Consider the following 25,785-nt stretch of genomic DNA (forward strand, 5'->3'; position numbering starts at 1 on the left):
ATAATCAGTGAAATACAAATTTACTCACTATTTTTAAAAATATAGCCTATAAACTCGATAGAAAATAGGATTTTTTCATTTACATAAAATGATCTTAAATTTAGTTATCTGACAATTAATACCATTTCAATCTCCTATATTTGTAATAAATTGCAATTTTAAAGCGCATTTTAATAACAATTAAGCGTTTATTTTTAACCACCCTCAGTTCGAGCGCAGTCGAAAGACACCACTCGGCTCACTGTGACAAAATCATTTCTAAACATGCAAAGTTCCTTAAAAAAAATATTCCCTAATTTCTCCAATGACCTGATCGCGACGATCGAAGAAAACGGAAGCTTGCAAGATTTTGAAGCGGGTAACATTTTAATGCGAACTGGACAGTACATTAAAAATACCGCTTTAATTACCAAAGGAAAAATTAAAATCTATCGCGAAGGCGAAGATGGAGGAGAATTTTTAATGTATTATTTACAACCCGGACAAGCTTGTGCCATCTCGATGATCTGCACGGCTAAAAACGAAAAAAGCCAAGTGATGGCAAAGGTAGTAGAAGATGCCTCGGTGATGATGATTCCATTGCAGCTGATGGATAAATGGATGATGGAGCACAGAAGTTGGTACGAATTTGTGATCGAAACCTATAGAAGTCGTTTTGAAGAAGTACTTGAAGTTGTAGACAATATTGCTTTTAGATCGATGGATGAGCGTTTGGAGTTTTATTTGAAACGACATACCGAAGCTTGTGGTTGCACTGAAGTAAATCTCTCTCATCAAGAAATTGCTTCTGAATTAAATACCTCCAGAGAAGTCGTTTCTAGATTGCTTAAAAAAATGGAGCAACGCGGCCTAGTCAAACTTAACCGAAACCAAATTGCTCTTTTGAAGTAATCGAATTGATTTACCTTTTTTTCCTGCTAAATTAATCATGAAAGTTAGTCTTGTGTGATAAATGTTACCGTAGGTTTCTATGGAAGAGAGGACCTTTGTAGCAAAACATTATCAATGGAATATATTGGGTATTTAGCGTCAATCATCATCGGAATCTCACTGGGCTTAATCGGCGGTGGAGGTTCGATCTTAACGATCCCGATTTTAGTGTATTTGTTCAAAGTAAATCCAGAACAAGCCACCTCCTATTCTTTATTCATAGTAGGATCAACAGCGCTATTTGGAAGCTACAGCCATTACAAAATGGGAAATCTCAAACTCAAATCGGCCTTGTATTTCGCCATACCCTCTGTCATTTCTATACTGATTATACGAGAAGTCATTTTTCCTCAAATTGCCTCTACCCTATTTTCAATCGCTTCTTATACGGTTTCAAAAGATTTTCTGATCATGCTTATCTTTGCTGTGCTGATGATCGCCGCGGCGATTTCGATGATACGAAAAAATAAACCTGAAATAAAAGGTACTCAAACCAATTATACCCAATTAAGTGTGGTCGGTTTTGTAGTGGGCATCGTAACGGGATTTTTGGGTGCCGGTGGTGGATTCTTAATTATTCCAGCCCTACTCTTTTTTGCTAATTTACCAATGAAGCAAGCCGTTGGAACCTCATTACTGATTATCACTATTAATTCTTGTATCGGTTTTGGCGGTGACCTCTATATTGGTACTCCTATAGATTATCCTTTTTTACTTGGCGTTTCCGCCATGGCGCTTTTGGGAATGTTCATCGGAAGTCAACTTTCTAAAAAAATAGATGGCCCTAAGCTAAAACCCCTTTTTGGCTGGTTTGTGTTGGTCATGGGTTTTTATATCATTACCAAAGAGGTTTTGTTTTAGTGTTTTACCTTTCTAGTCTATGGCTGTTTTTAGCCTCTCTTGAAAAGCACAAGTGATCGCAGAGAGACTGTTGGCTATTTCATTTTTACAGGGATCTGCTGCCGCTACTTTTTATCTTTTATCTTTTGCAATAAAAGGGCTAGCTCGTTTACTCTGGCTGGATATTGATCGGCAAGATTATTTTTTTCACCCAAATCAGCCTGTAAATCGTACAATTGCGGCTGTTTGTTATTGCCTAATTCTGTATTGGTTCCCATATCCATCGCAGGTCCATTATTGGGCTCGATATATTTCCAGTTTCCTTGAACAATAGAAAGTGATCCTACCCCTTGCTGAACCAAAACAGTTCTGCCCTTTGAGGTTTTCCCTAACATCACATCCAACATATCTTCACTATCTGGAGCTTCACTTGGAGCCAATTTAACATTCAACATCTTAGAAAAAGAGCGCATTAAATCAAGCTGAGTTACTAAGGCATCTGAAACTGCCTGTTTGGTTTTTCCTGGCCAACTCACTATAAAAGGCACTCTTGTTCCTCCTTCAAATAGGCTGTATTTTCCACCACGTAAAACACCGGCAGGTTTATGTCCATTTAGTTTGGTTACGGCTTCATCTTGATAACCATCATCCACTACAGGGCCATTATCACTACTGAAAAGAATAATAGTGTTTTTGGCGATACCTAAATATTCGAGCTGCTTCATAATTTCTCCTACTGCCCAGTCTAATTGCAAAATCGCATCTCCACGAAGGCCCATCTCACTTTTCCCTCTAAACATTGTCGAAGGCATACGCGGTACGTGAGGCTCGGTTAAGGTATAGTACAAAAAGAAGGGATTGCTTTTATTGGTCTGGATAAACTCTTCTGCTTTTGATAGAAAAGTCAATGGCATTTCTTCATCGGTCCATCGTGCTTTAGTTCCTCCACTCATATAACCAATTCGGCCAATACCATTTACAATGGTATTATTATGTCCTTGTCCAGGAGTAGAATGCATTTTCAATAATTCAGGATGTTCTTTTCCTGTTGGATCATTGCCCACCTTTTTATTATAATCCACCGAAATTGGATCGGACGGATCCAAGGCTACCACCTTATGATTTTCGACAAATACCGTAGGTACACGATCTGCAGTAGCGGGAAAAATAAAAGAATAATCAAATCCCACTTCATTAGGCCCTGGTTTTAATTCCCCATTCCATTCTTTTTCTAAACTAGTCCCCAATCCTAGGTGCCATTTACCCACTATACCGGTTTGGTAACCTGCTTTTTGAAACAAGGATGCTAAAGTAGTTTGATCCGTCGGTACAATCAAAGCGGCGTCCCCTGGTAGAATTCCCGTACCTTTTTTTCGCCAAGGATACTGACCGGTCAACATCGCATAACGAGAAGGCGTACAGGTAGCAGAAGTCGAATGCGCATTAGTAAACTGAACTCCTTGTTTGGCCAGCCTATCAAGGTTAGGGGTTTTAATTTTTGTTGCGCCATAGCAACTTAAATCACCATAACCCAAATCATCCGTTAAAATAACAATAACATTGGGTTTCTGTTGTGCCAACATGACATTCGTTAACAAACAACTTATCAGTACCCATACGATTTTATTCATTGTGTAATTTTTAATTCATTGGTATATGACTAGACTTTTGAAACGAGTCTTTGCCTTACTCTTTTTTATTTTACTTTTCAGAAAACTTTGGGTTTATAAATTCCCAATCTCTAATGTGAGAAGCCTGATGTTCTTTTTTGACGATCTCTTCGAATTGCTTGGCCAATTCTGGATGCTCTACCCCAACATCAGTGGTTTCTTTTTCATCGGTACGAAGATTGTAAATTTCCCAAGGAGCATTTTTATTTTTCTTCATGTTACTCTTAACCCCTTTCCAATCTCCCATTCGAACAGCTACTTGCCTGCCCTTTTCAGGAAATTCAAAATAAAGATAGTCGTGTTTCTTTTGTTTAACATCGTTCCCCAGTAGTGTTGGTAAAAAGGAAACGCCATTATTATTCCAGGCTTTTACCCCTGTGATTTCCGATAGGGTTTCCATCAAATCATACTGCGCCGAAATATGATTGGTCACTTTTCCAGCAGGAATCTTACCTGGCCAACGGGCAATAAAGGGTTCACGGATTCCACCTTCGTATAAATCTTGTTTTTTTCCTCTTAAACCTCCAACACTATTAAAAAAGTCCGTATCCGCTCCACCAACATTAAAAGTAGCACCATTATCACTAGAGAACATCACGATGGTATTTTTATCCAATCCCAGCTCTTTCAACTGTTTCATAATACGTCCCACTTGTTGATCCATATAAGTAATAAGCGCCGCATACGTAGATTTTGGATACAAGGTGGAAGCATAGCCATTTTCACCTCGGTAAGGCTTCTCCTCAAATTGTCCAATATACTGCTTCACTGCTTGGTCCGGTGCCTGAAGCGATACATGTGGACCCGTATAAGGCAAATACAAGAAAAAGGGTTTCTTTTGATTTTTCGCGATAAACTCTATAGTTTTATCCCCCATTTTGGTTACCGAATAGTCTTTCCCTTTGAAGGCATCAAAAGCGGCATCGGGAGCATCTTTAGGTAATGCTTTGTGCACATATATGTACGGATTATTTAAAGTGTCCCATTTTCCGTTTTCCCAAAGATGAGTGGGATAAAAATTATGCGCCTGTTTCTGATCCAGGTAACCGTAGAAATAATCAAAACCCTGGCTGTTTGGATCACCAGTAGTTCCGTTCATCCCTAAGCCCCATTTACCAATAGCTCCTGTTACGTAACCGGCCTGTTTCATCAACTTGGCAATGGTGAAAGTACCTTCAGGTAATGGCATTTGACCTCCTTCGTTCTCATCTTCAAAGCCCCCTAACTCGTAATTCCCTCGGATATAAGAATGTCCACTGTTCTTACCGGTCATTAACATGCAACGAGCAGGAGCGCAAACAGGTGCCCCCGTATAATGCTGGGTGAATTTTATTCCTTCCTTGGCAATCTGATCTAAATTAGGCGTTTTTATTTTGTCCTGACCATAACTACCCAATTCTCCATAGCCCATATCATCCGCATAAATGTAAATGATGTTAGGTTTTTGCTGAGCGTAGACCACGCTACTAAGCAAACAGCTGACTAATAAAGTCATTATTTTATTTCTATTGACTACTTTCATATGCTAATAAATGAATTACTATCCTTAAGAAAAAAATTTATCTTTCGCCTTTTTGGCTCACAAACTACTAAAAATCAACCACTAACAGTTTTCGAATTCCCCACTAAAACAGTAATCTAACAAACGATCTTCTTAAAGGTGATTTTTTCCAAAATACTGCATTATTAGTGACGAAAACAAAAAATACCTACCAGTTAATTAACAGTACTCCTTACACTCCATCTGTAATCACAAAAAACACGATAATAGTACACCCACAATAATTTAATAAAAAAGCCTTACTTTGAGTAAGGCTTAAATCTTTAATAGGCGCGATCTGACTGTCTAAATCTATCATTTCTATAAAAAGCCTATCCCTATTATCTAATGCTCTCCATATCCAATCTCATCCATTTTACCACTAAAAACGCGATACTGTACGATGAGATAAACGATCACCAAAAACAAAGCAATAAAAAACCAACTCATTCCAGCATTCAATCCATATTGGCCGGCAGCGGTATTGTAGATGGTCAAAGACGGATTTACATTATTAGTTGAAGGCAATACATTCGGAAAAATAGATACCGCTGTGGAAGCAAATCCCCCTACCAAAAACAAGGAAGAAAATAAAAATCCGTATCCGTCTCTTTTGAAAGAACGTACTTTAAACAATCCGATTAGTCCAACAAAAGTCAATAGAGGAAAAAACCAAAGAATAGGATTTTCTATAAAATTATGAAACGGTTGTGGTTCAATAAAATGCCAGACCTGCAAGGAAATGAACACTAAAACCAATAAAACAATATTGAGTTTAAAAACCACATTTTTAAGTTGGGTATTCAACGAAGAATTGGTTTTAAAAATAATCCAATTGGCTCCATGAATGGTTAAAGCTACCACACTTACAATGCCCAAAAAGATTGTAAACCAATCGATAATGCCCAGTTCATTGGCTTGCGGACTAAAGGTTGGATTCCATAAAGGCAAAAAGAAATAATGCGCTTCCTGTGTGGAAACCCCGTTGGTTACCATGCCCAGATTAACACCGCGAACAATATTCCCCAAAGCAATTCCGAAGAACAGAGCCAAAAGCAAACTAGCAATTCCAAAAGCCTTATCCCAAATGGCTTCCCACATGTGATGATGCACTTGGCCTCTCATTTCTAGTCCAATGGCACGGAAAATCAGCAGCCATAAAATCATGATCAGTGGCAAATAAAATCCACTGAATGAAGAAGCATATAAAATAGGGAACGCAAAAAACAAAACCCCACCAGCAGCGATAATCCAAACTTCATTGGCATCCCAAAAGGGACCAATTGCGCTTGTAATTGCTTTTTTATCTTTCTCTGTTTTAGCAAAAAATAAATGAATAATTCCTGCTCCAAAATCGTAACCATCCAAAACGATATACACCGCTAGGATTCCCATTAACACAACGTACCAAAAAAACTCCATACTTATATATTTTCAGTTATACCTCCATTGTGAGGTCCTTTATTAATGATTTTTCCAACCAAAAGCAGAAACAGCATTCCCAATAAAAGATACAATCCTATAAAACCCAATAGGGTAAATAAGGTGTTCCCTGATGAGACTGTTGGCGATGCTCCTTCGGCAGTGCGTAATAAATTATAAACCAACCAAGGCTGTCTCCCTAGTTCTGCCGTGTACCAACCAGTAGTGTTGGCGATATAAGGAAATGGCATCATAAACATCAGCGACCATAAAATCCATTTAGTCTCAAATAACTGCTTTCTAACAAGCTGGAAAACTGCTAGGGCCATCAAACCAATAAATATGGTTCCCAATCCCACCATAATGTGATAGGCATAATACAATCCGGAAATGTTAGTAGGATGCAGATCTTCTTCAAACTGATCCAATCCTTTAATTTCTTGATGCCAACTACCATACGTTAAGAAACTCAATATATTAGGAACGGCAATTTTATTGTCTAGTTTTTTATCTTTTACATCGGGTTGCCCAATTAAAACGATCTCAGAACCTTTCTTTTCGGTATGGAAAATCCCTTCCATAGCCGCAAAAGTTACCGGTTGGTACTTGACTACATTTTTAGCCAGTAAATCTCCCGTTGGCACAGCCACGATCATACTGGAAATCAACCCAAAAATAACACCCGTTTTAACGAATAACTTTCCAAAAGAAATATTCTTTTTACTCAGAATATAGAAAGCCCCAATTCCGGCTACAACAAATGAACTCGTTACCATAGAAGCTGCCTGATTGTGCAAATAAGAAGGCCACAACCATGGATTTAAAAACAAAGCTTTGAAATTGGTCAACACAAATCTCCCGTTTTCAAGGATTTCGTATCCTACAGGATTTTGCATCCAAGAATGGGTAGCGATGATCAGATAGCCGCTGGCCCAGGAACCAATGCAAATTAACAAACCCGTTACAAAATGCCATTTGTGTCCAAGTATCTTTTCTCCAAACAAGAATATACCCAGAAATGAGGATTCTAAGAAAAAGGAAAACATCCCCTCCATGGCTAAAGTTTGCCCAATAATCCCTCCTGTTAGTTCGGAGAATTTTGCCCAATTGGTTCCAAATTGAAACTCCATCGGAATCCCCGTTACCACACCCATCGCAAAATTTAAAGCGAAGATTCTCATCCAAAAATGGGTAGCGTGATTGTATTGTTCTTCTTTTGTTCGTAGGTATCTCCATTTGAAATAAACAATGATCAGCGAAAGCCCCATTGTCAGTTGTGGAAAAAGATAGTGAAAGGTAATGGTGAAGGCGAATTGCATTCGGTCGTAAAAAAGCATTTCTTCCATAGAGTCGTAATTTATTCTTGAATTCCCACAAATTTACCCATTAAAACTCGAACAACTGATCTTTAAAAATAATTTATGCGCCGATATTTGTTAAACTTTTAAACAGCCAAAATAGCCACTGTTATTTTTTTCCTAAAACGATTTTGTGTAACATTAGTCACCTATTTTCCCAAAAAACAGACTTACCTTTGCAAAACATTATTTTAGATTTCTTATCATGAAAATTGAACAAATTTACACCGGATGTTTAGCCCAAGGTGCTTACTATATCACTTCAAATGGGGAAGCTGCCATTATCGATCCATTAAGAGAGATACAACCTTATCTGGATCGTTTAGAACGTGATCAGGTAAAGTTAAAATATATATTCGAAACCCATTTCCATGCTGATTTTGTTTCCGGCCATATTGATTTGAGCAAAGAAACGCAAGCGCCAATTGTATACGGACCCAATGCTATTTGTGAATTCGAATGCATCACTGCCAAAGACGCGCAAGAATTTAAAGTTGGAAATATTACCATAAAAGCTTTGCATACTCCAGGTCACACTATGGAGAGCACCACTTATTTATTGATTGATGAAAACGGAAACGATCACGCTATTTTTTCTGGAGACACTTTATTTATTGGCGATGTAGGTCGTCCAGATTTAGCTCAAAAAGCCGCTGGAATGACACAAGAACAATTGGCTGGAATTTTATTTCATTCTCTAAGAGATAAAATCATGACTTTGGCTGATGCTGTCATCGTTTATCCTGCCCATGGCGCAGGTAGTGCTTGTGGGAAAAACATGAGTAAAGAAACCGTTTCTACTATCGGAAATCAAAAGGCCACTAATTATGCTTTGCGTGCGAACATGACCGAAGCCGAATTTATCACTGAAGTTACCGATGGACTATTGCCTCCTCCTGCTTACTTCAGTATGAATGTAGCGATGAACAAAGGCGGGTATGAGAGTTTTGAAACCGTTCTACACAATGGAATGAAAGCGATTAAAGCTGAAGATTTTGAAGCTGTAGCTGAAGAAACTGGAGCCCTAATTCTTGATACTAGAAGAAATGGTGATTTCTATAAAGGATTTATTCCTCAATCGATCAATATTGGAATCAATGGTGATTTCGCTCCTTGGGTGGGGACTTTAATTGCCAATGTAAAACAACCCATTATATTGATTACCGAAGTAGGTCTTGAAGAAGAAACCGTAACACGCTTGAGCCGTGTTGGTTTTGATTCCATTATCGGACATCTAGACGGAGGTTTTGAAGCATGGCAAAAAGCCGGTCTTGAAATTGATACGGTGAACCGAATTTCAGCTGCCCAATTTGAAAGCGAATTTGAAAGCGAAAAAAGCAAGGTCATCGACATTCGTAAAGAAACAGAATATAGCGCCGAACATATTGATCAGGCTTATAACAAGCCATTGGCTTCTATTAATGAATGGGTAAAAGACATTAACCCAAACGAGCATTTTTACCTGCATTGTGCCGCTGGATATCGCAGTATGATCGCCGCTTCTATTTTACAGGCTCGTGGTTTTAGAAACTTTACAGAAATCGAAGGAGGCTTTGGTGCCATTTTAAAAACGGATATTCCAAAATCAGATTTTGTTTGTCAGAGTAAGATTTTAAAGTAATTTTTTTGTTTCTTAGAGATCACAAAGTACAACAAAAAGCACAAACACTTAATAAAAACAGCAGACAGGGCTTACCCCTTTAATGACCAAAAATCCTTGAATTGGTAAAGTCTGTAACTAAAATTTAAAATTTCAAAAATGAGTATACTAGATATTCTAAAAGAACCTTGGCCTTGGTACGTTTCAGGTCCATTAATTGGATTAACTGTACCTATATTATTAATCATCGGAAACAAATCATTCGGAATCAGTTCCTCATTGCGTCATATTTGCGCCATGTGCATACCAGCGAATATTTCCTTTTTTAAATACGATTGGAAGAAAGAAAGCTGGAATTTATTTTTCGTTTTCGGAATTTTCCTTGGCGGAATTATCGCTGCTCATTTTTTAGCTAATCCAAATCCCGTTGTAATTACACCAGAACTCTCTGAACAATTGGCAACTTACGGTATTACGGATCATGCTGGATTATTACCCAAAGAACTTTTTTCTTGGGAAAGTTTATTCACACTTCGTGGCTTTATTATGATTGTCGTAGGTGGATTTTTAGTTGGTTTCGGAACACGTTACGCTGGAGGATGCACTAGCGGGCATGCCATTATGGGGATTTCAAACTTGCAATGGCCTTCATTAGTAGCTACCATCTGTTTTATGATTGGTGGATTTATTATGGCCAATTTGATTTTACCTTATATCCTTTCACTTTAAAATTTCAAAAATGAATAATTTAGAAAATAAAAATACAGATACAGAAGGAATCAACGCAAGTCAATTGAAAGATTCCGGATTGTCTAACCTAAAATATATGTTAGTCGGAATCATTTTTGGAATCATATTCGTAAAAGCCGAAATCGTTAGTTGGTTTCGTATTCAAGAAATGTTTCAATTACAATCCTTCTTTATGTATGGTGTAATTGGAAGCGCCGTTGCAGTTGGTCTTATATCAGTTCAATTGATCAAAAAGTTCAACATCAAAACCATCCACGGAGAAAAAATCGAAATCCAACCTAAGACTTTTAACAAAGGACAAATTTACGGTGGTTTACTATTTGGATTTGGCTGGGCGCTAACAGGAGCTTGTCCTGGTCCTTTATTTGCTCAAATTGGAACTGGAGTTACGGTAATTGTAATCACTTTACTGAGTGCCATTTTAGGAACCTGGGTTTATGGTTTCATTAAAGATAAATTACCTCATTAATATTCAATAGCGATACGTTAAAAAAATGAGTAATACTACAGCACCGTTTATCTTAAGAAAAGCAACTTCATCAGATAGCCCTGTTATTTGGACCATCCTACAAGATGCTATCGAACAAAGACGACTAGATGGAAGTTCCCAATGGCAAGATGGCTATCCTAATCCATTAAGCATTGCAAGCGATATAGAAAATGGTTACGGCTATGTCCTAACTGGTGAAGAAGAAATTTTGGCTTATGCCGCTATTATCTTCGACAAAGAACCCGCTTATGACACTATAGAAGGTCAATGGCTGACCGATGGCCCTTATGTTGTGGTACATCGTGTTGCCGTCTCTAGCGCAACAAAAGGCAAAGGTATTGCCACCCATTTTTTTAAACATTTGGAAGATTTATGCCTCGAAAACAAAATATACAGTATAAAAGTAGATACCAATTTTGATAATGTTCCGATGCTGAAAATTTTAGAAAAGCTTCAATACACTTATTGTGGTGAAGTGTTTTTTAGAGGTGCAGCTCGAAGAGCATACGAAAAAACGCTACGCTAACGGCTAGAACAAAAACAATACTTTTCTAAATACAAAATCAAACCCGACAGTTCTTAAAAAACGGTTGGGTTTCGTTTTTTAATACCACAACCTTCCTCATTAGCCTACACAACGACATCCTTTAGTTTAAAAAATAGTTAAATCACTACTAATCTTCTCTTTAAACCCTAAAATATCTTAATTTTAATACCGTTTATCAAGCCTTACTTGACAGCAAACACAGCCTTTTAAACAGAATTAACTAAAAATTAACACAACACTTGTATATACAACAGTAAAAAGATACTACATTTGTATATACAAATTAGACACTTACGACTATGACAATTGAAGAAGTTATAAAAAGTACAGTTAAGATGGATAATTCGAAAAAAGTTATTCTCAATATCATGTACACGCAAAATGTGATTCAAGATCATTTTAACGAGTTGATCAAACCGTATGATCTTTCAGTAGAGCAATACAATGTGTTACGAATATTAAGAGGACAAAAAGGAAATCCGGCCAATATGTGCGTCATTCAGGAAAGGATGTTAGCCAAAACAAGTAATACCACCCGATTAGTAGACAAATTATTATTGAAGGATTTTGTTACCCGAAATGTTTGCCCTGATAACCGTAGAAAAATAGAAGTCTTAATTACCCAAAAAGGATTGGACATCTTACAGGAATTAGATCCTAAAGTAAATGAGCACGAGCGTGAATTTGCAGAGAATTTAAGTCCTCAAGACTTAGAATTATTAAATCAATTATTAGAAAAATACAGAACACATAAACAAAATTAAATTATGAGTAATTTCTTAGAAAATCAAAATTGGAGATACGCAACAAAAAGATTTGATGCGACAAAAAAAATATCAACTGAAGATTTAAAAACATTAAAAGAAGCCGTTAGACTAAGCGCTTCTTCCTATGGATTACAACCCTATAAAGTAATTATCGTTACTAATCCAGAAATAAGAGAAAAATTAAAAGCAGCAGCTTACGGACAAGAACAAATCACCGATGCATCTGACTTATTTATATTCGCAAACGACTTGAATCTTGGAGATGAGGCTGTAAACGATTATATTAAAAACATTAGCCAAACAAGAGGTGTTCCTACTGAAGCCTTAGAAGGATTTAGTGCCATGATGAAAGGTACAATTGCAAAATTACCTAACGATGCCAAAAATACCTGGACGGCAAAACAAACGTATTTAGCATTAGGTAACTTATTAAATGTTACTGCTGAATTAAAAATTGATGCTACACCAATGGAAGGATTTAACGCTGTAGCGGTTAATGAAATCTTAGGTTTAGACAAATTAGGTTTAAACGCTTCGGTAATCGCAACTGTAGGTTACAGACATGAAGAGGATACTACTCAACATTATAAAAAAGTTAGAAAATCACACGAAGATTTATTTATTACTCTATAATCATTTATTTACACAATCAAATTTTAACAACATGAAGAATTTAAAAACAATTGCATTAGCATTATTCGTAGCAGTAGCTAGCGTTTCAGTAAACGCACAAACTAAAAAAATCGACGCAAAAGCAAGTACTATCAAATGGGTAGGTAAAAAAGTAACTGGAGAGCACTCTGGAACTGTAAACTTTAAAGACGGTGCTGTAGTATTCAAAGGGAAAAAATTAACTGGTGGAACTTTCACAGTAGATATGACTTCTTTAACTGCAACTGATTTAACTGGAGAATACCAAGGAAAATTAAACGGTCACTTAAAAGCTGACGATTTCTTTGGAACTGACAAATTCCCAACTGCAAAATTGACTTTCAAAACGATTAAAACTAAAGCAACTAATGTTTATACAGTAACTGCTGATTTAACAATCAAAGGAATCACTAAACCAGTAACTTTAGATATTACTGTTAATGAAAATACAGCTACTACTGCATTCAAAGTAGACAGAACTAAGTACGATATCAAATACAACTCTGGTAATTTCTTCGAAAACTTAGGAGACAAAACTATCAATGACGATTTCGAATTAGCTGTAGCTTTAAAATTCTAATATTTAAGACTTACTAATTCTTATATTCCACAAACCCCAAAAGTGCATACTTTTGGGGTTCTTTTTTACATTCACTTTTCATAAAAATAACATTCTTAATCTTAAAATAACCCTTTCATAATAGGTAATAGCGCTTTGATTAACATTGGACTTCTACTTTTGGTTTGTTAAAAAATCCAAAACTACAGATCAAAACCATCGTTATGAAAACAACATTACACTTTACTATTCTAAGTATATTAAGCAGTTTTTATCTACAGGCACAGCAGCCAAAAGGCATCATTGGCGACACCAACTGGATGAGCAATTGGACCAATTTCAAACCTGCAAATACCGAATACAACGAAGCAACAGATATCTTGGTCGGCACAATCAGCAAAGACACCAAATTACTCAAGCGAAATACCTATCAATTAGTAGGCGTGGTTTATGTCACCAATAACGCTGTTTTAACCATTGAACCGGGAACGGTCATACGTGGTGATGATAAAACCACTGGAACACTAGTGATTACCAACGGCGCAAAAATCATGGCAGAAGGCTTGGAAACAGACCCCATTATTTTCACTTCCAACAAAGACATATCCGAAAGAAGACCAGGAGATTGGGGTGGAATTGTTCTTTTAGGAAAGGCCCCTATCAACACCATAGGCGGGATTCACATCTTACCTTTTGATTTTGAACCGATGCTCAATCATTATGGAGGTCAAGATCTTGAGGATAATTCTGGTGTTTTAAAATACGTGAGAATCGAGTATTCTGGGCGAAAACTTAGTGCTTTAAAAGAACTTAACGGTCTTTCATTAGCAGGTGTAGGAAGAAAAACCGTATTGAGCAATATTCAAATTAGTTATTCCAACGATGATTCTTTTGAGTGTTATGGTGGAGAACTCAATATGAACAACCTCATTTCGTATCGAACAACAGATGACGATTTCGATTTTACCCAAGGTGTTCAATGCAACCTAAACAACAGTATTGCCATTCGCCATCCCTTTTCATCAGATGTTTCCGGTTCCAGATGTTTTGAAGTCGATTCCTATGATAAAATTGGCAACACCGATATGACCAAAAAATTGACCAGTATCAAAGCCAGCAACATCACCTTAGTTAATTTGGAAGAAAACAATCAAGGACTTGTTCGTGAGTCTATCTATGTCAAGGAAAATACCTTCTTTGAATTAAACAGTAGTGTGGTTTCGGGTTTTAGTCCTTTTGCATTACTAGAAGTCAATATAGGAAACGGGGAGGTCAATTTAGCCAAGATTAAACTTAAAAACATAATCATCAACAATTGCAATGGCAGCATTACTAGTGAATCGAACAGCAACAATCAAGGGCTCAATAACTATTTTAGTAATCCTACTTTCGGCTTAGAAACTACTGCTATTAAAAACAGCGATTTATTTAACTTGCCTACTATCAAAACAAATCCTGATTTCAGAACCAAACAAAACAACACGATTGCTATTGGCAATTAAGCCTTTACAAAAGCACTTCTCGCCTTAATTTAACAAAATTCTGATTTTAAAAAAGATTTTTTTATTTTTTTATGTCTTGTAATTCAAAATACCTTTATATCTTTGTCACATCAAAATAAGATATGAAAACAATAATAAACAATACTTGGTGGTGGAAGAATTTACGTCAAACGTCGTGAACAGAGCTTCCTATGGTATTGTAAAACTATAAATATAAAAGGCTTGTCATCACGACAAGCCTTTTTTTTTGGTCCTAATTGAAACGAAATTATTATAAAAACTAAAAAACTACATACATTGAAACCTTTTATACTCAACACACACTACAAACAAATTCTGGCAGACACTATCACACCAGTTAGTGTTTATTTCAAAATCAGAGATAAATTCCCAAATAGTTTATTGCTAGAAAGTAGTGACTATCACGGAAATGACAATAGTTTCTCGTACATCTGTTGCAATCCAATTGCCACATTTAAAATCGAAAATGAAACGATTTCACAAACTTTCCCTGATGGTACTACAACCACTAGTGCTATTGATGCGACTACAAATATCCCTGAAGTAATTCAAAATTTTTCTAGTCAATTTAAATCGGAGAAAAACGACTTTAAATTCATCAACAATGGTTTATTTGGCTACATCTCTTATGATGCTGTTCGTTACTTCGAGAAGGTATCTATTGCAAAAAAAGACACTGCCACGGCAATTCCTGATGTGTATTATGCGGTTTACCAAAACATCATTGCCATCAATCATTTTAAAAATGAAGCTTATATTTTTTGTCACAGCTTAGACTCAAGAAACAATATTTCAGAAATTGAACAATTGTTACAATCTCGAAATATTGCATCGTACAGCTTTACTAAAGAAGGAGAAGGATTCTCCAACCTAACCGATGAAGAATTCAAACACAATGTGGCTTTAGCCAAGAAACATTGCTTCCGTGGTGATGTATTTCAATTGGTTTTATCTCGTCGTTTTACACAAGGTTTCAAAGGGGATGAATTCAATGTTTACCGCGCTTTGCGAAGTATCAATCCTTCTCCTTATTTGTTCTTTTTTGACTATGGTGATTTCAAAATATTTGGTTCTTCACCTGAAGCGCAAATTATTGTAAAAAACAGAAAAGCGGAAATTCATCCTATTGCTGGAACATTCAAAAGAACAGGAAATGATGAGCGTGATGCCCTTTTAGCCAAAGAGCTTTCGGAAGACAAAAAAGAAAATAGCGAGCACGTTATGTTAGTGGATTTGGCTCGAAATGATTTGAGCCGCAACGGTCATGATGTGAATGTTGAGAAATACAGAGAAGTTCAATTTTTCTCACATGTCATCCATTTAGTTTCCAAAGTAACAGGTCAATTACACGAAAAAGCCACCACTATGCAAGTGGTAGCAGACACTTTCCCAGCGGGAACTTTAAGTGGAGCTCCCAAACACAGAGCCATGCAACTAATTGAGGATTACGAAAAAACCAATCGTAATTTTTATGGAGGAGCCATTGGGTTCATGGATTTCGAAGGCAATTTTAACCATGCCATTATGATCCGAACTTTCTTAAGTAAAAATCATCAATTGCATTCTCAAGCAGGTGCCGGTATTGTAGCCAGTTCTGATGAGGAAAGCGAAATGCAAGAAGTTTACAATAAGTTAAGAGCTTTAAATACGGCTTTAGAAATGGCTGAGAAAATATAACAGCCCTCTTTTCTTCAGCCCACAAAACTGACAACTAAAACGAACACTAAACTAAAAACAAAAACTATGAAAAATTACATTCCTTTTTTTATCGCTTTGGTACTTTTAGCCTCATGTCAACCAAAAAACGATTCAAAATCGATTGCATTAACAGGAACCTGGCGTCTGATCTCGGCAGAAACAACGGAGAAAGATTCTACTTTTTCCACGTTTAATCCTAAAACAAAAATGATTAAAATAATTAATGATTCTCATTTTGCTTTTTTTAATCATGACTTGAATAACGGAAAAGACAGCACAGCGGTTTTCTTTGGAGGAGGTGGGAAATACACCTTAAAGGATAGCATTTATACCGAAAACTTAGAATATTTTAATAACCGTCAGTGGGAGAACAATAAATTTGAATTTGTAGTGAAAATTAAAAGCGACACATTGATTCAAAAAGGAATTGAAAAAATAGAAAAATTAGGAGTAAATCGAATTATAGTTGAAAAATACGTTCGAGAAAAATAGACCCAGAAATCATGAAAAAAATATTAGTTATAGACAATTACGATAGTTTTACTTATAATTTAGTTCACTATCTAGAAGATTTAAACTGCGAAGTTACGGTATACAGAAACGATGAATTCGATATTGAAGAAATAGCCTCTTTTAATAAAATATTACTCTCACCAGGACCTGGAGTTCCAGATGAAGCAGGTTTATTAAAAGCGGTGATTCAAAAATATGGATCAACCAAAAGTATTTTAGGGGTTTGTTTAGGTCAACAGGCCATTGGAGAAGTTTTTGGAGGAACACTTTCCAACCTAGATAAAGTATATCACGGAGTAGCAACAAAGGTAAAAACCGTAGTGACAGATGAACTGTTATTTGAAGGTTTAGGAGATGAATTTGAAGTCGGACGTTATCACTCATGGGTAGTGGATAGTAATCTACCTGAAGCCTTAGAAGCTACATCAGTAGATGAAAACGGTCAAATTATGTCACTAAGACACAAAACTTTTGACGTAAGAGGAGTTCAATTCCATCCAGAAAGTGTACTGACTCCAAATGGAAAAAGAATTTTAGAGAACTGGATCAAGAGTTAGTTTAACCACTCCCAATTTCCTTACAGTAAAAAAACATAGCCACTGAGTTCCATAGAACTCTAGCACCTTAAAAAAAGAATGAAAAATATATTAAACAAATTAATCAACCACGAAGTACTTTCAAAAGAAGAAGCCAAATTGGTATTGATTAATATCTCAAGTGGAAGCTATAATCCAAGTCAGATTTCGGCATTCTTGACCGTCTTTATGATGCGAAGCATTACCATTGATGAACTTTCAGGTTTCCGTGAAGCCTTATTAGAATTGTGCATCAAAGTAGATTTATCTGCCTACAACACTATCGATTTATGTGGAACGGGTGGTGATGGAAAAGATACTTTCAACATCTCAACCCTGGCCTCTTTTGTAACTGCTGGAGCGGGAATAAAAGTAGCCAAACACGGAAACTATGGTGTTTCCTCTATTTCTGGATCAAGCAATGTGATGGAGAAAATGGGAATCAAATTCAGTAATGATGCTTCCTTTATCGAGAAATGCATCGACAAAGCAGGTATCTGTGTTTTGCATGCTCCCCTATTCCATCCTGCCATGAAAAATGTGGGCCCCATAAGAAAAGAATTAGCGGTAAAAACCTTCTTCAATATGTTAGGTCCAATGGTTAATCCATCGTTTCCTAAGAATCAACTAGTAGGGGTATTCAATTTGGAATTAGCCCGTATGTATGCTTATTTATACCAAAACACCGAGGTGAATTTTACGATCTTACATTCACTAGACGGTTATGATGAAGTTTCGTTAACGGGACCAACGAAGATTATTACCAGTTCAATGGAAGGCATGTTAAATCCAACTGATTTTGGCGTTTCTCTTTTAGCACAAACCGATATAGAAGGTGGGAAAACCATTGAAGAATCCGCTGAAATGTTCACCAATATCATTTCTGGAAAAGGAAATCAAGCCCAGAACAATGTGGTTTGCGCCAATGCCGCAATGGCCATAGCAACTGTTACTAAATGTTCCCCTCTAGAAGGATTTGAATTAGCCAAAGAAAGCTTATTCTCAGGAAAAGGATTAAAAGCCTTGCAAACATTACAAGAATTGAGCAAATAAATAGTTTGATCCATACGTTTTAAAATGCTTAGCAAGAATGATCATTTTTAAAACGTAGACAAACAAAACTTTAAACAACTAAAAATGAATATCCTCGATAAAATCATCATTGACAAGAAAAGAGAAGTCATTCTTAAACAATCCATCATTCCAGTTTCACAGTTGGAAAGTTCAGTGTTTTTTGGAAGAGAAACCATTTCTTTAAGTCAAAAACTAAAAACAAGTTCAACGGGTATTATCGCTGAACACAAACGTCGTTCTCCTTCAAAATCCGTAATCAATCAAAGTTTCACTGTAGAGGAAGTAGTAAAAGGATATGAAAGTGCAGGTGCTTGTGGTATTTCAGTTTTAACGGACGCAAAATATTTTGGAGGTTCCTTAGACGATTTACTTTTAGCAAGAGCAAGTGTAAACATTCCCCTTTTGCGCAAAGAATTTATTGTGGATGAATATCAAATTCTAGAAGCCAAAGCTTTTGGAGCCGATTTAATTTTGCTAATTGCAGCAGTTTTAACACGCGAAGAAATCAAGTCACTCTCTGAATTCGCTAAGAAATTAGGTTTAGAAGTATTACTTGAAGTCCACAATCAAGAGGAATTAGAAAAATCAATCATGCCCAGTTTAGACATGATAGGGGTGAACAACAGAAACCTAAAAACCTTTGAAGTAAGTTTAGATTTCAGCAAACAACTAGCGGCTCAAATCCCAAATGATTTTGTCAAAGTTTCGGAAAGCGGTATTTCTTCTGTTGAAGCCATTACGGAACTAAGACCCTACGGTTATACCGGATTCTTAATTGGTGAAAACTTTATGAAAACGGACAACGCAGGTCAAGCAGCAACTGAATTTATTAAACAGCTTTAGGCAAAGGACAGGACTAAAAACCTTGAATCCATCATGTCAAAAAACAATACTAAAATGAAACTCAAAATATGCGGTATGAAATACCCCGACAATATACTCGAAGTAGGAGCGCTCCTACCCGATTATATGGGCTTTATTTTCTGGGAGAAATCCGCTCGATTTTTTAATGGCACTATACCGGAATTGATTAAAACGATTAAAAAAGTAGGCGTTTTTGTAAACGAATCAGTTGACAATATTGTAGAAAAAGTCAACCAACACGGTTTACAAGCCGTTCAATTACACGGAAAAGAATCTGCAGTATTCTGCGGTGAATTAAAAAACAAGCTTGACCCTAAAATCGAAATCATAAAAGTATTTTCAGTTGGAGAAGATTTCGATTTTGAGCAACTACAACCTTTTGAAGCGCTCTGTGATTATTTTCTTTTTGACACCAAAGGAAAATTACCTGGAGGAAACGGCACCACCTTCGATTGGAATCTATTAAAAAAATACAAATCCGACAAGCCCTTTTTCTTAAGTGGCGGAATCGGAATTGAAGAAATAGCCGCTATTAAAGACCTCAAATTACCCGTTTACGCCATAGATGTAAACAGCCGATTTGAGATTGAACCTGGATTAAAAAACAAAAACTTATTAAGCAATTTCAAGCGAAAACTCGAAATTGTCAACATTTAAAATTTAAACAAAATGAATTTTAACGTCAACGAAAAAGGATACTACGGAGAATTTGGAGGAGCCTACATTCCTGAAATGTTATATCCCAATGTAGAAGAATTACGCCAAAACTATTTAAAAATAACAAGCGAGCCTGATTTTAAAGCAGAGTTTGATCAATTGCTAAAAGATTATGTTGGACGCCCTAGTCCACTTTATTTTGCTAAGCGATTATCTGAAAAATACAATACTAAAATTTATCTAAAAAGAGAAGACTTAAACCATACTGGAGCTCATAAAGTCAACAATACTATTGGGCAAATATTGGTAGCCAAACGTTTGGGTAAAAAACGAATTATTGCTGAAACTGGCGCTGGGCAACACGGTGTTGCAACGGCTACAGTTTGTGCTTTAATGGGAATGGAATGTATCGTATACATGGGGGAAATTGACATCGCACGTCAGGCACCAAACGTAGCGAGAATGAAAATGTTAGGTGCCGAAGTTCGTCCAGCACTTTCAGGTTCTAGAACCTTAAAAGATGCGACTAATGAAGCCATTCGTGACTGGATCAACAATCCTGTTGATACCCACTATATCATCGGATCGGCTATTGGACCACATCCTTATCCCGATATGGTTACCCGTTTCCAAAGTGTTATTTCTGAGGAAATAAAATGGCAGTTAAAAGAAAAAGAAGGTCGTGAAAATCCAGATTATGTGGTTGCTTGCATCGGTGGTGGAAGTAATGCAGCTGGAACTTATTACCACTTTTTACACGAGCCTGAAGTAGGTATCATTGCCGTTGAAGCTGCTGGAAAAGGGGTTGATAGTGGACATAGTGCCGCTACAAGCAAATTAGGAAAAGTAGGTGTTATTCATGGTTGCAAAACCCTTTTGATGCAAACTCCTGATGGTCAAATTACCGAGCCTTATTCTATTTCTGCAGGTTTGGATTACCCTGGAGTTGGTCCAATGCATGCGCATTTAGCTCAAACAGGTCGTGGAGAATTCTTCTCTGTAACGGATGATGATGCCATGAACGCAGGTTTACAATTGACCAAACTCGAAGGCATTATCCCAGCAATAGAAAGTGCGCATGCCTTTGCTGTTTTAGATCAAAAACAATTCAAACCAACCGATATTGTTGTCATCAGCCTTTCAGGTCGTGGAGACAAAGATCTAGACAATTATATCGATTATTTTAAATTATAAAAAAATCTACTAAAAGCTTTCAACAGCTTTTAGGACAAAAAATAAAAACGATGAACAGAATAACTCAAAAACTACAAGAAGATAAAAGGATCCTTTCTATTTATTTTTCAGCGGGATACCCTAACTTAAATGATACTGCTCAAATTATTCAGGATCTAGAAAAAAATGGCGTTGACTTAATCGAAATTGGCTTACCTTTTAGTGATCCTTTAGCAGATGGACCAACCATCCAAGCGAGTTCTACCGCGGCACTTCACAACGGAATGACCACTCAAATTCTTTTTGACCAACTAAAAGACATCCGACAAAGTGTAAGTATTCCACTTATTATCATGGGGTATTTCAATCCGATGTTGCAATATGGAGTTGAAGCCTTCTGTAAAAAATGTGCAGAAATTGGTATCGACGGTCTAATTATTCCCGATCTACCAGTTGATGTTTACGCAGAAGAGTACAAAGCTATTTTTGAAAAATACGGTCTAATCAATGTGTTTTTAATCACACCACAAACCTCTGACGATCGCATTGCTTTTATCGACAGCGTATCCAATGGATTTATTTATATGGTGAGTTCAGCCAGTGTTACGGGTTCTCAGGCAGGTTTTGGAAATATACAAGAGCGTTATTTCGAAAGAATCTCTAATATGAATTTAAAGAATCCACAAATCATCGGTTTTGGAATATCCAACAAAGAAACCTTTGATCAAGCAACCAAATTTGCCAAAGGCGCTATTATCGGAAGTGCCTTTATCAAACATTTAAGCGAAAATGGTTCTGGTAAAATCAAAGAATTTGTTGCAGAAATTAGATAAGGAAACCTTTCGTTTGATCATAAATAAATGAACAAAAAATATAAGTTTTTACTAAACTCAATTTCAACAGGACTATTGTCCGTCATATTTTTTTTTGTTGCTTACATTGGTTATGAAAAACAACATATCGATTTATCAGCGTGTGACCAGTTTGAAGGTATAATAATTGACAAAGGAATTGATGTTCATTACGGAAGTAAAGGACATAAAGCAAAGGTATTTTATATATCATTAAAAGATCTTAATGAAGATTTAGGGATCTACCGAATCTCCCGAAACTATGATGATCTACTAAAAAAACTAACTATTGGAGACCGTGTAAAAGTTTATTATTTAGCCAATGCAAATGACCGTGAAAACATAAACATCGACTTAATTCAAGTAGATAAAGAAGGGACCATTATCATTGATAAGAATGAATATGAAACCAAAGAAGGAAGTCTTCTATATATCGGTTTAATTGCTGGATTTTTCATTATATTCCTGTTATATCGAGATTATAAATATCGACGATAATCCACATCCTAACATTCAAAAATCAAAGCTGAAATAATTATTTCAGCTTTTTTTATTTCCATAATCAAACCTAAAAAAAGCATAATTTAACATAAAAGACCTTCTAATCCATGTGTTAAAATTATGTTAAAACAAAACTAAACAACTGTTTAAATTAAACGCTTGTTTAATTTTGTACTCGATTAGAAAACACATCATGTCAAACATCGAATTAAACGATAAAAAAATTCAGATTCTGGAAGTTGCTGAAAAGCTCTTTTCTGAAAAAGGATTTGAGGGCACATCAATACGGGACATCTCCAAACATGCCAAAATTAATATTGCCATGGTTTCGTATTATTTTGGTTCCAAAGAAAGATTACTAGAAGCTTTGATTCTTTACAAAACTTCCGATTTAAAATTACAACTTGAAAATTTATTGCATGAAAATCTCGAACCTCTCGATAAAGTCAATAAATTAATCGAAATTTACATTAACCGAATAAATTGTAACAAAGGAATTTTCAGGGTCTTGCACTTTGAACTCAATGCCAAAAAAAGAGAAAAAAGTTTTATCGCCTTTACAGAATTAAAAAAAGGAAACTTTAAATCTGTCGAACGTATCATAACCGAAGGTCAAGATAAAGGTATTTTTAGAAAAGATGTTATCATCCCCCTTATTACACCGACCATTATCGGAACCTTTTTTCACTTTCATATGAATAGGCCTTTCTTTGAGGACCTTCTAAACTTGAACACCGAAACCTTATATAATGAATACATTAAAACTAGCCTTACTAAGCACATTCAACAAACTATAAAAGCTCTACTTGTTTATGAAAATTAATCAATTAATGCTCTTTGGTATTTTCTTTATTGGAATTTCATCAATAGAAGCACAAGAAAAAACAAGTTTAACCTTAGACGAAGCCGTTAAAATGGCTTGGGAAAAAAGCAACGAAGTTTCGCTTGCCAATACTAAGGTAAACTCAAAAAAATACGAACTACAGCAGGTTAAAAATCATCAGTATCCCGATGTAAAAATCTCAGGACAATACCAACGATTGACAAAAGCTTCGATCGATATGCACAATGGTGACCAAGCAAGCTCAGAGCCAATGATATCTCCAGATCGTGCCATGTTTGCTATGGCAAATCTTAGCTTACCGATCTTTTCTGGATTTAAAATTCAGAACAGCATCAAAGCCTCTGATAATCTATACGAAGCGGAAACGGCCTACGCTGCTAAAACAAAAGAAGATGTGGCCATGCGTGTGATCTCTTATTACACGGCTTTATACAAAGCGCAAAAAACATTAGATCTTTTGAATGAAAATCAAAAACAAGCCCAGCAGCGTGTTAAAGATTTTATTGAATTGGAAAAAAACGGGATCATTCCTAGAAATGATTTATTGAAAGCACAATTATTGGTTTCAAAAACCCAATTGTCTATTGATGAGACCAACAACAACATCAATAACATTAATTTTTACCTAACGACTCTACTACAATTAGACTCAAGCATAAAACTGGCGGTTAATGAACCTGATTTCTTTAATTTAAAAACGGCTAATGCTCCAACATCAAATGCTTTGGCTCTCGAAAGCAGAAAAGATTTAGAAGCCATTCGTTTACAACAAAAAGCAACTGAAGCCAACATTAAAATTGCTAAAGCGGGTTATTACCCTACTCTGGCTTTATTAGGGGGGTATACTGCTCTGGACCTTAAAGATATCATTACGGTACGATATGCTATGAATTTTGGAGTTGGCTTATCTTACGATTTGTCTGGTATTCTAAAAAATAGTGCTACGGTAAAAATCGCGGAAAGTAAAGCTTTAGAGGCGAAAACAACTGAAGCTATTTTAACCGATCGCATTAAAGTTGAAGTTCAAAAATCTATTGAAGATTATGACCTAGCCATCAATCAAAGTGTGGTTTATGATCAAGCGCTTCAACAAGCTACAGAAAACTATAGACTGGTTAAAGACAAATTTGACAATGGTTTAGCAGACACTAATGACCTAGTGGAAGCTGATGTGGAAAACTTAAGTGCCAAAATCAATACCGCTATATCTAAAGCCACTATTATTCAAAAATATTACGAATTATTATCCGTATCGGGTCAATTATCACAATCATTCAATCTTTCTAAAATATAATCGATAGCTCTCATGGAAAAGAAAAAAACAAATACTAAATTCATAATTATACTTGCCATTTTAGTTTTGGTGGGCGGAACATACGGAGTAACAAAATACTTACACTCCTTAGCTCACGAAGAAACAGATGATGCTCAAATCGAGAAAAAAATGAATCCAATTATTCCTAGAGTATCTGGATATGTTAGTAAGGTATATGTAAAAGATAATGATTTTGTAAAAAAGGGAGATACCTTATTTACTATCGATAAAAGAGATTATCAATTAAAAATAGATGAAGCGAATGCTGCTTTATTAGGTGCCGAAGGTCAATATGAAGCTGCAAAGGCAGATATTGGAAGTGCCAATGCTAGTATCTCGGTTTCTGACGCTAATATGAAATCCGCAGGTGGTTCTATCGAAAGCGCTAAAATTAGATTGAGACAAATCACTAGCGATTACAACCGTTACAACAACTTATACAAAACACATACCATTACCAAACAACAATACGAGCAAGCTTTAGCTGCAAAAGAAGAAGCCGAAAGTCAAGTACGTGTTTTACAACAACAACAAAGAGCGAGTTCGTTTCAAAAAACGGTAATTGAGTCAAAATCTAAAGCTTCTGACAAACAAACTGAAGTAGCGGCTGCTAACATCAAAAGAGCACAAACCATGTTAGAGGTAGCAAAATTAAACCTTAGCTACACGGTCATTACTGCTGCCATTGATGGACAAGTTTCAAAAGTGGATATTCAACCAGGACAATTGGTACAACCAGGACAATCTTTGTTTTACATCATCAATAACAATGAAGCTTGGGTAGTGGCTAACTTTAAAGAGACCCAATTAAACAAAATGATTATTGGTCAAAAAGTAAGTTTAAAAGTAGATGCTTATCCTAACTATGAATTCAAAGGAATTGTTACTTCTTTCTCTCCTGCAACAGGTTCACGTTTTTCATTATTGCCACCTGATAATGCTACAGGTAACTTCGTAAAAACCATTCAAAGATTACCAGTAAAAATTAGTTTAGATGCTTCAAACGATCCTGAAAAAGTAAAATTACTTAGACCAGGGATGAATGTTGATGTAGACGTACATTTAAAATAACA

26 protein-coding genes are annotated in these 25,785 nt (G+C 36.1%); 22 read left to right on the top strand and 4 right to left on the bottom strand.

The genetic code is table 11. The annotated features are described in order from the left end of the window. The first annotated feature begins 264 nt into the window (after positions 1 to 264). Both AC51AA_RS08640 and AC51AA_RS08645 read left to right on the top strand, forming a co-directional pair. Entirely contained in the window at positions 265 to 891 is a 627-nt protein-coding gene (locus AC51AA_RS08640) for a Crp/Fnr family transcriptional regulator (RefSeq protein ID WP_500705565.1), read from the top strand. 114 nt (positions 892 to 1,005) lie between these two features. After that, positions 1,006 to 1,791, top strand: a complete 786-nt coding sequence (locus AC51AA_RS08645) for a sulfite exporter TauE/SafE family protein (RefSeq protein WP_500705566.1) — start codon at positions 1,006 to 1,008, stop codon at positions 1,789 to 1,791. 104 nt (positions 1,792 to 1,895) lie between these two features. Here the strand turns inward: AC51AA_RS08645 and AC51AA_RS08650 are convergent, their stop codons facing one another. The 4 genes from AC51AA_RS08650 to AC51AA_RS08665 form a co-directional block, all read right to left on the bottom strand. Further along, entirely contained in the window at positions 1,896 to 3,401 is a 1,506-nt protein-coding gene (locus AC51AA_RS08650) for a sulfatase family protein (RefSeq protein ID WP_500705567.1), read from the bottom strand. A gap of 70 nt (positions 3,402 to 3,471) precedes the next feature. Further along, complete coding sequence (locus tag AC51AA_RS08655) at positions 3,472 to 4,962, bottom strand: arylsulfatase (protein WP_500705568.1); 1,491 nt, start codon at positions 4,960 to 4,962, stop codon at positions 3,472 to 3,474. Between the two features lie 363 nt (positions 4,963 to 5,325). Next, positions 5,326 to 6,402 (bottom strand): cytochrome d ubiquinol oxidase subunit II, encoded by a 1,077-nt coding sequence (gene cydB / locus AC51AA_RS08660; RefSeq protein ID WP_500705569.1) that lies wholly within the window; start codon positions 6,400 to 6,402, stop codon positions 5,326 to 5,328. A gap of 2 nt (positions 6,403 to 6,404) precedes the next feature. Next, positions 6,405 to 7,748, bottom strand: a complete 1,344-nt coding sequence (locus AC51AA_RS08665; RefSeq protein ID WP_500705570.1) for a cytochrome ubiquinol oxidase subunit I — start codon at positions 7,746 to 7,748, stop codon at positions 6,405 to 6,407. A gap of 217 nt (positions 7,749 to 7,965) precedes the next feature. On the opposite strand from AC51AA_RS08665, the gene AC51AA_RS08670 reads away from it, so the two are divergent. The 20 genes from AC51AA_RS08670 to AC51AA_RS08765 all read left to right on the top strand — a co-directional run bounded on the left by AC51AA_RS08670 (position 7,966) and on the right by AC51AA_RS08765 (position 25,783). After that, positions 7,966 to 9,381, top strand: coding sequence for an MBL fold metallo-hydrolase (locus AC51AA_RS08670; protein ID WP_500705571.1), 1,416 nt, complete (start codon positions 7,966 to 7,968; stop codon positions 9,379 to 9,381). Positions 9,382 to 9,519: 138 nt separating this feature from the next. After that, positions 9,520 to 10,089: a YeeE/YedE family protein gene (locus tag AC51AA_RS08675; protein WP_500705572.1), complete on the top strand. Its 570-nt coding sequence runs from the start codon at positions 9,520 to 9,522 to the stop codon at positions 10,087 to 10,089. 10 nt (positions 10,090 to 10,099) lie between these two features. Continuing rightward, a complete protein-coding gene (locus AC51AA_RS08680; protein ID WP_500705573.1) occupies positions 10,100 to 10,579 on the top strand; it encodes a DUF6691 family protein in 480 nt (159 codons plus the stop codon). A gap of 25 nt (positions 10,580 to 10,604) precedes the next feature. Continuing rightward, positions 10,605 to 11,126 carry a GNAT family N-acetyltransferase gene (locus AC51AA_RS08685; protein WP_500705574.1) on the top strand — a complete coding sequence of 174 codons (522 nt, stop codon included), beginning with the start codon at positions 10,605 to 10,607 and terminating at the stop codon, positions 11,124 to 11,126. A 320-nt stretch (positions 11,127 to 11,446) separates the two neighbouring features. Beyond that, positions 11,447 to 11,911 (top strand): MarR family winged helix-turn-helix transcriptional regulator, encoded by a 465-nt coding sequence (locus tag AC51AA_RS08690; protein WP_500705575.1) that lies wholly within the window; start codon positions 11,447 to 11,449, stop codon positions 11,909 to 11,911. A 3-nt stretch (positions 11,912 to 11,914) separates the two neighbouring features. Further along, complete coding sequence (locus tag AC51AA_RS08695; RefSeq protein ID WP_500705576.1) at positions 11,915 to 12,547, top strand: NAD(P)H-dependent oxidoreductase; 633 nt, start codon at positions 11,915 to 11,917, stop codon at positions 12,545 to 12,547. A 31-nt stretch (positions 12,548 to 12,578) separates the two neighbouring features. Further along, on the top strand, positions 12,579 to 13,145 hold the full coding sequence (locus AC51AA_RS08700) for a YceI family protein (RefSeq protein WP_500705577.1): 567 nt from the start codon (positions 12,579 to 12,581) through the stop codon (positions 13,143 to 13,145). A gap of 203 nt (positions 13,146 to 13,348) precedes the next feature. Continuing rightward, the gene (locus tag AC51AA_RS08705; RefSeq protein WP_500705578.1) at positions 13,349 to 14,626 is read left to right on the top strand and encodes a beta-helix domain-containing protein; all 1,278 of its coding nucleotides are present in this window, start codon (positions 13,349 to 13,351) and stop codon (positions 14,624 to 14,626) included. Positions 14,627 to 14,923: 297 nt separating this feature from the next. After that, on the top strand, positions 14,924 to 16,324 hold the full coding sequence (locus AC51AA_RS08710; protein WP_500705579.1) for an anthranilate synthase component I family protein: 1,401 nt from the start codon (positions 14,924 to 14,926) through the stop codon (positions 16,322 to 16,324). Positions 16,325 to 16,390: 66 nt separating this feature from the next. Further along, positions 16,391 to 16,837: a hypothetical protein gene (locus tag AC51AA_RS08715; RefSeq protein ID WP_500705580.1), complete on the top strand. Its 447-nt coding sequence runs from the start codon at positions 16,391 to 16,393 to the stop codon at positions 16,835 to 16,837. Between the two features lie 11 nt (positions 16,838 to 16,848). Next, positions 16,849 to 17,415, top strand: a complete 567-nt coding sequence (locus AC51AA_RS08720) for an anthranilate synthase component II (protein ID WP_500705581.1) — start codon at positions 16,849 to 16,851, stop codon at positions 17,413 to 17,415. Positions 17,416 to 17,493: 78 nt separating this feature from the next. Then, positions 17,494 to 18,486 carry an anthranilate phosphoribosyltransferase gene (trpD, locus tag AC51AA_RS08725; RefSeq protein WP_500705582.1) on the top strand — a complete coding sequence of 331 codons (993 nt, stop codon included), beginning with the start codon at positions 17,494 to 17,496 and terminating at the stop codon, positions 18,484 to 18,486. A gap of 84 nt (positions 18,487 to 18,570) precedes the next feature. Further along, positions 18,571 to 19,350 carry an indole-3-glycerol phosphate synthase TrpC gene (trpC, locus tag AC51AA_RS08730; protein WP_500705583.1) on the top strand — a complete coding sequence of 260 codons (780 nt, stop codon included), beginning with the start codon at positions 18,571 to 18,573 and terminating at the stop codon, positions 19,348 to 19,350. A 54-nt stretch (positions 19,351 to 19,404) separates the two neighbouring features. After that, entirely contained in the window at positions 19,405 to 20,028 is a 624-nt protein-coding gene (locus AC51AA_RS08735) for a phosphoribosylanthranilate isomerase (protein WP_500705584.1), read from the top strand. A 12-nt stretch (positions 20,029 to 20,040) separates the two neighbouring features. Then, a complete protein-coding gene (gene trpB, locus AC51AA_RS08740) occupies positions 20,041 to 21,222 on the top strand; it encodes a tryptophan synthase subunit beta (protein ID WP_500705585.1) in 1,182 nt (393 codons plus the stop codon). Positions 21,223 to 21,272: 50 nt separating this feature from the next. Further along, positions 21,273 to 22,034 carry a tryptophan synthase subunit alpha gene (trpA, locus tag AC51AA_RS08745; RefSeq protein ID WP_500705586.1) on the top strand — a complete coding sequence of 254 codons (762 nt, stop codon included), beginning with the start codon at positions 21,273 to 21,275 and terminating at the stop codon, positions 22,032 to 22,034. Positions 22,035 to 22,109: 75 nt separating this feature from the next. Next, a complete protein-coding gene (locus AC51AA_RS08750) occupies positions 22,110 to 22,550 on the top strand; it encodes a hypothetical protein (RefSeq protein ID WP_500705587.1) in 441 nt (146 codons plus the stop codon). Positions 22,551 to 22,746: 196 nt separating this feature from the next. Continuing rightward, positions 22,747 to 23,376 (top strand): TetR/AcrR family transcriptional regulator, encoded by a 630-nt coding sequence (locus tag AC51AA_RS08755; RefSeq protein WP_500705588.1) that lies wholly within the window; start codon positions 22,747 to 22,749, stop codon positions 23,374 to 23,376. Next, positions 23,366 to 24,691: a TolC family protein gene (locus AC51AA_RS08760; RefSeq protein ID WP_500705589.1), complete on the top strand. Its 1,326-nt coding sequence runs from the start codon at positions 23,366 to 23,368 to the stop codon at positions 24,689 to 24,691. Before AC51AA_RS08755 ends, AC51AA_RS08760 begins: the two co-directional genes overlap by 11 nt. Positions 24,692 to 24,703: 12 nt before the next feature. Beyond that, entirely contained in the window at positions 24,704 to 25,783 is a 1,080-nt protein-coding gene (locus AC51AA_RS08765) for an HlyD family secretion protein (protein ID WP_500705590.1), read from the top strand. The last annotated feature ends 2 nt before the right edge of the window (positions 25,784 to 25,785 follow it).

Source organism: Flavobacterium sp. OHVDL-2026-0007 (genome assembly GCF_059882335.1).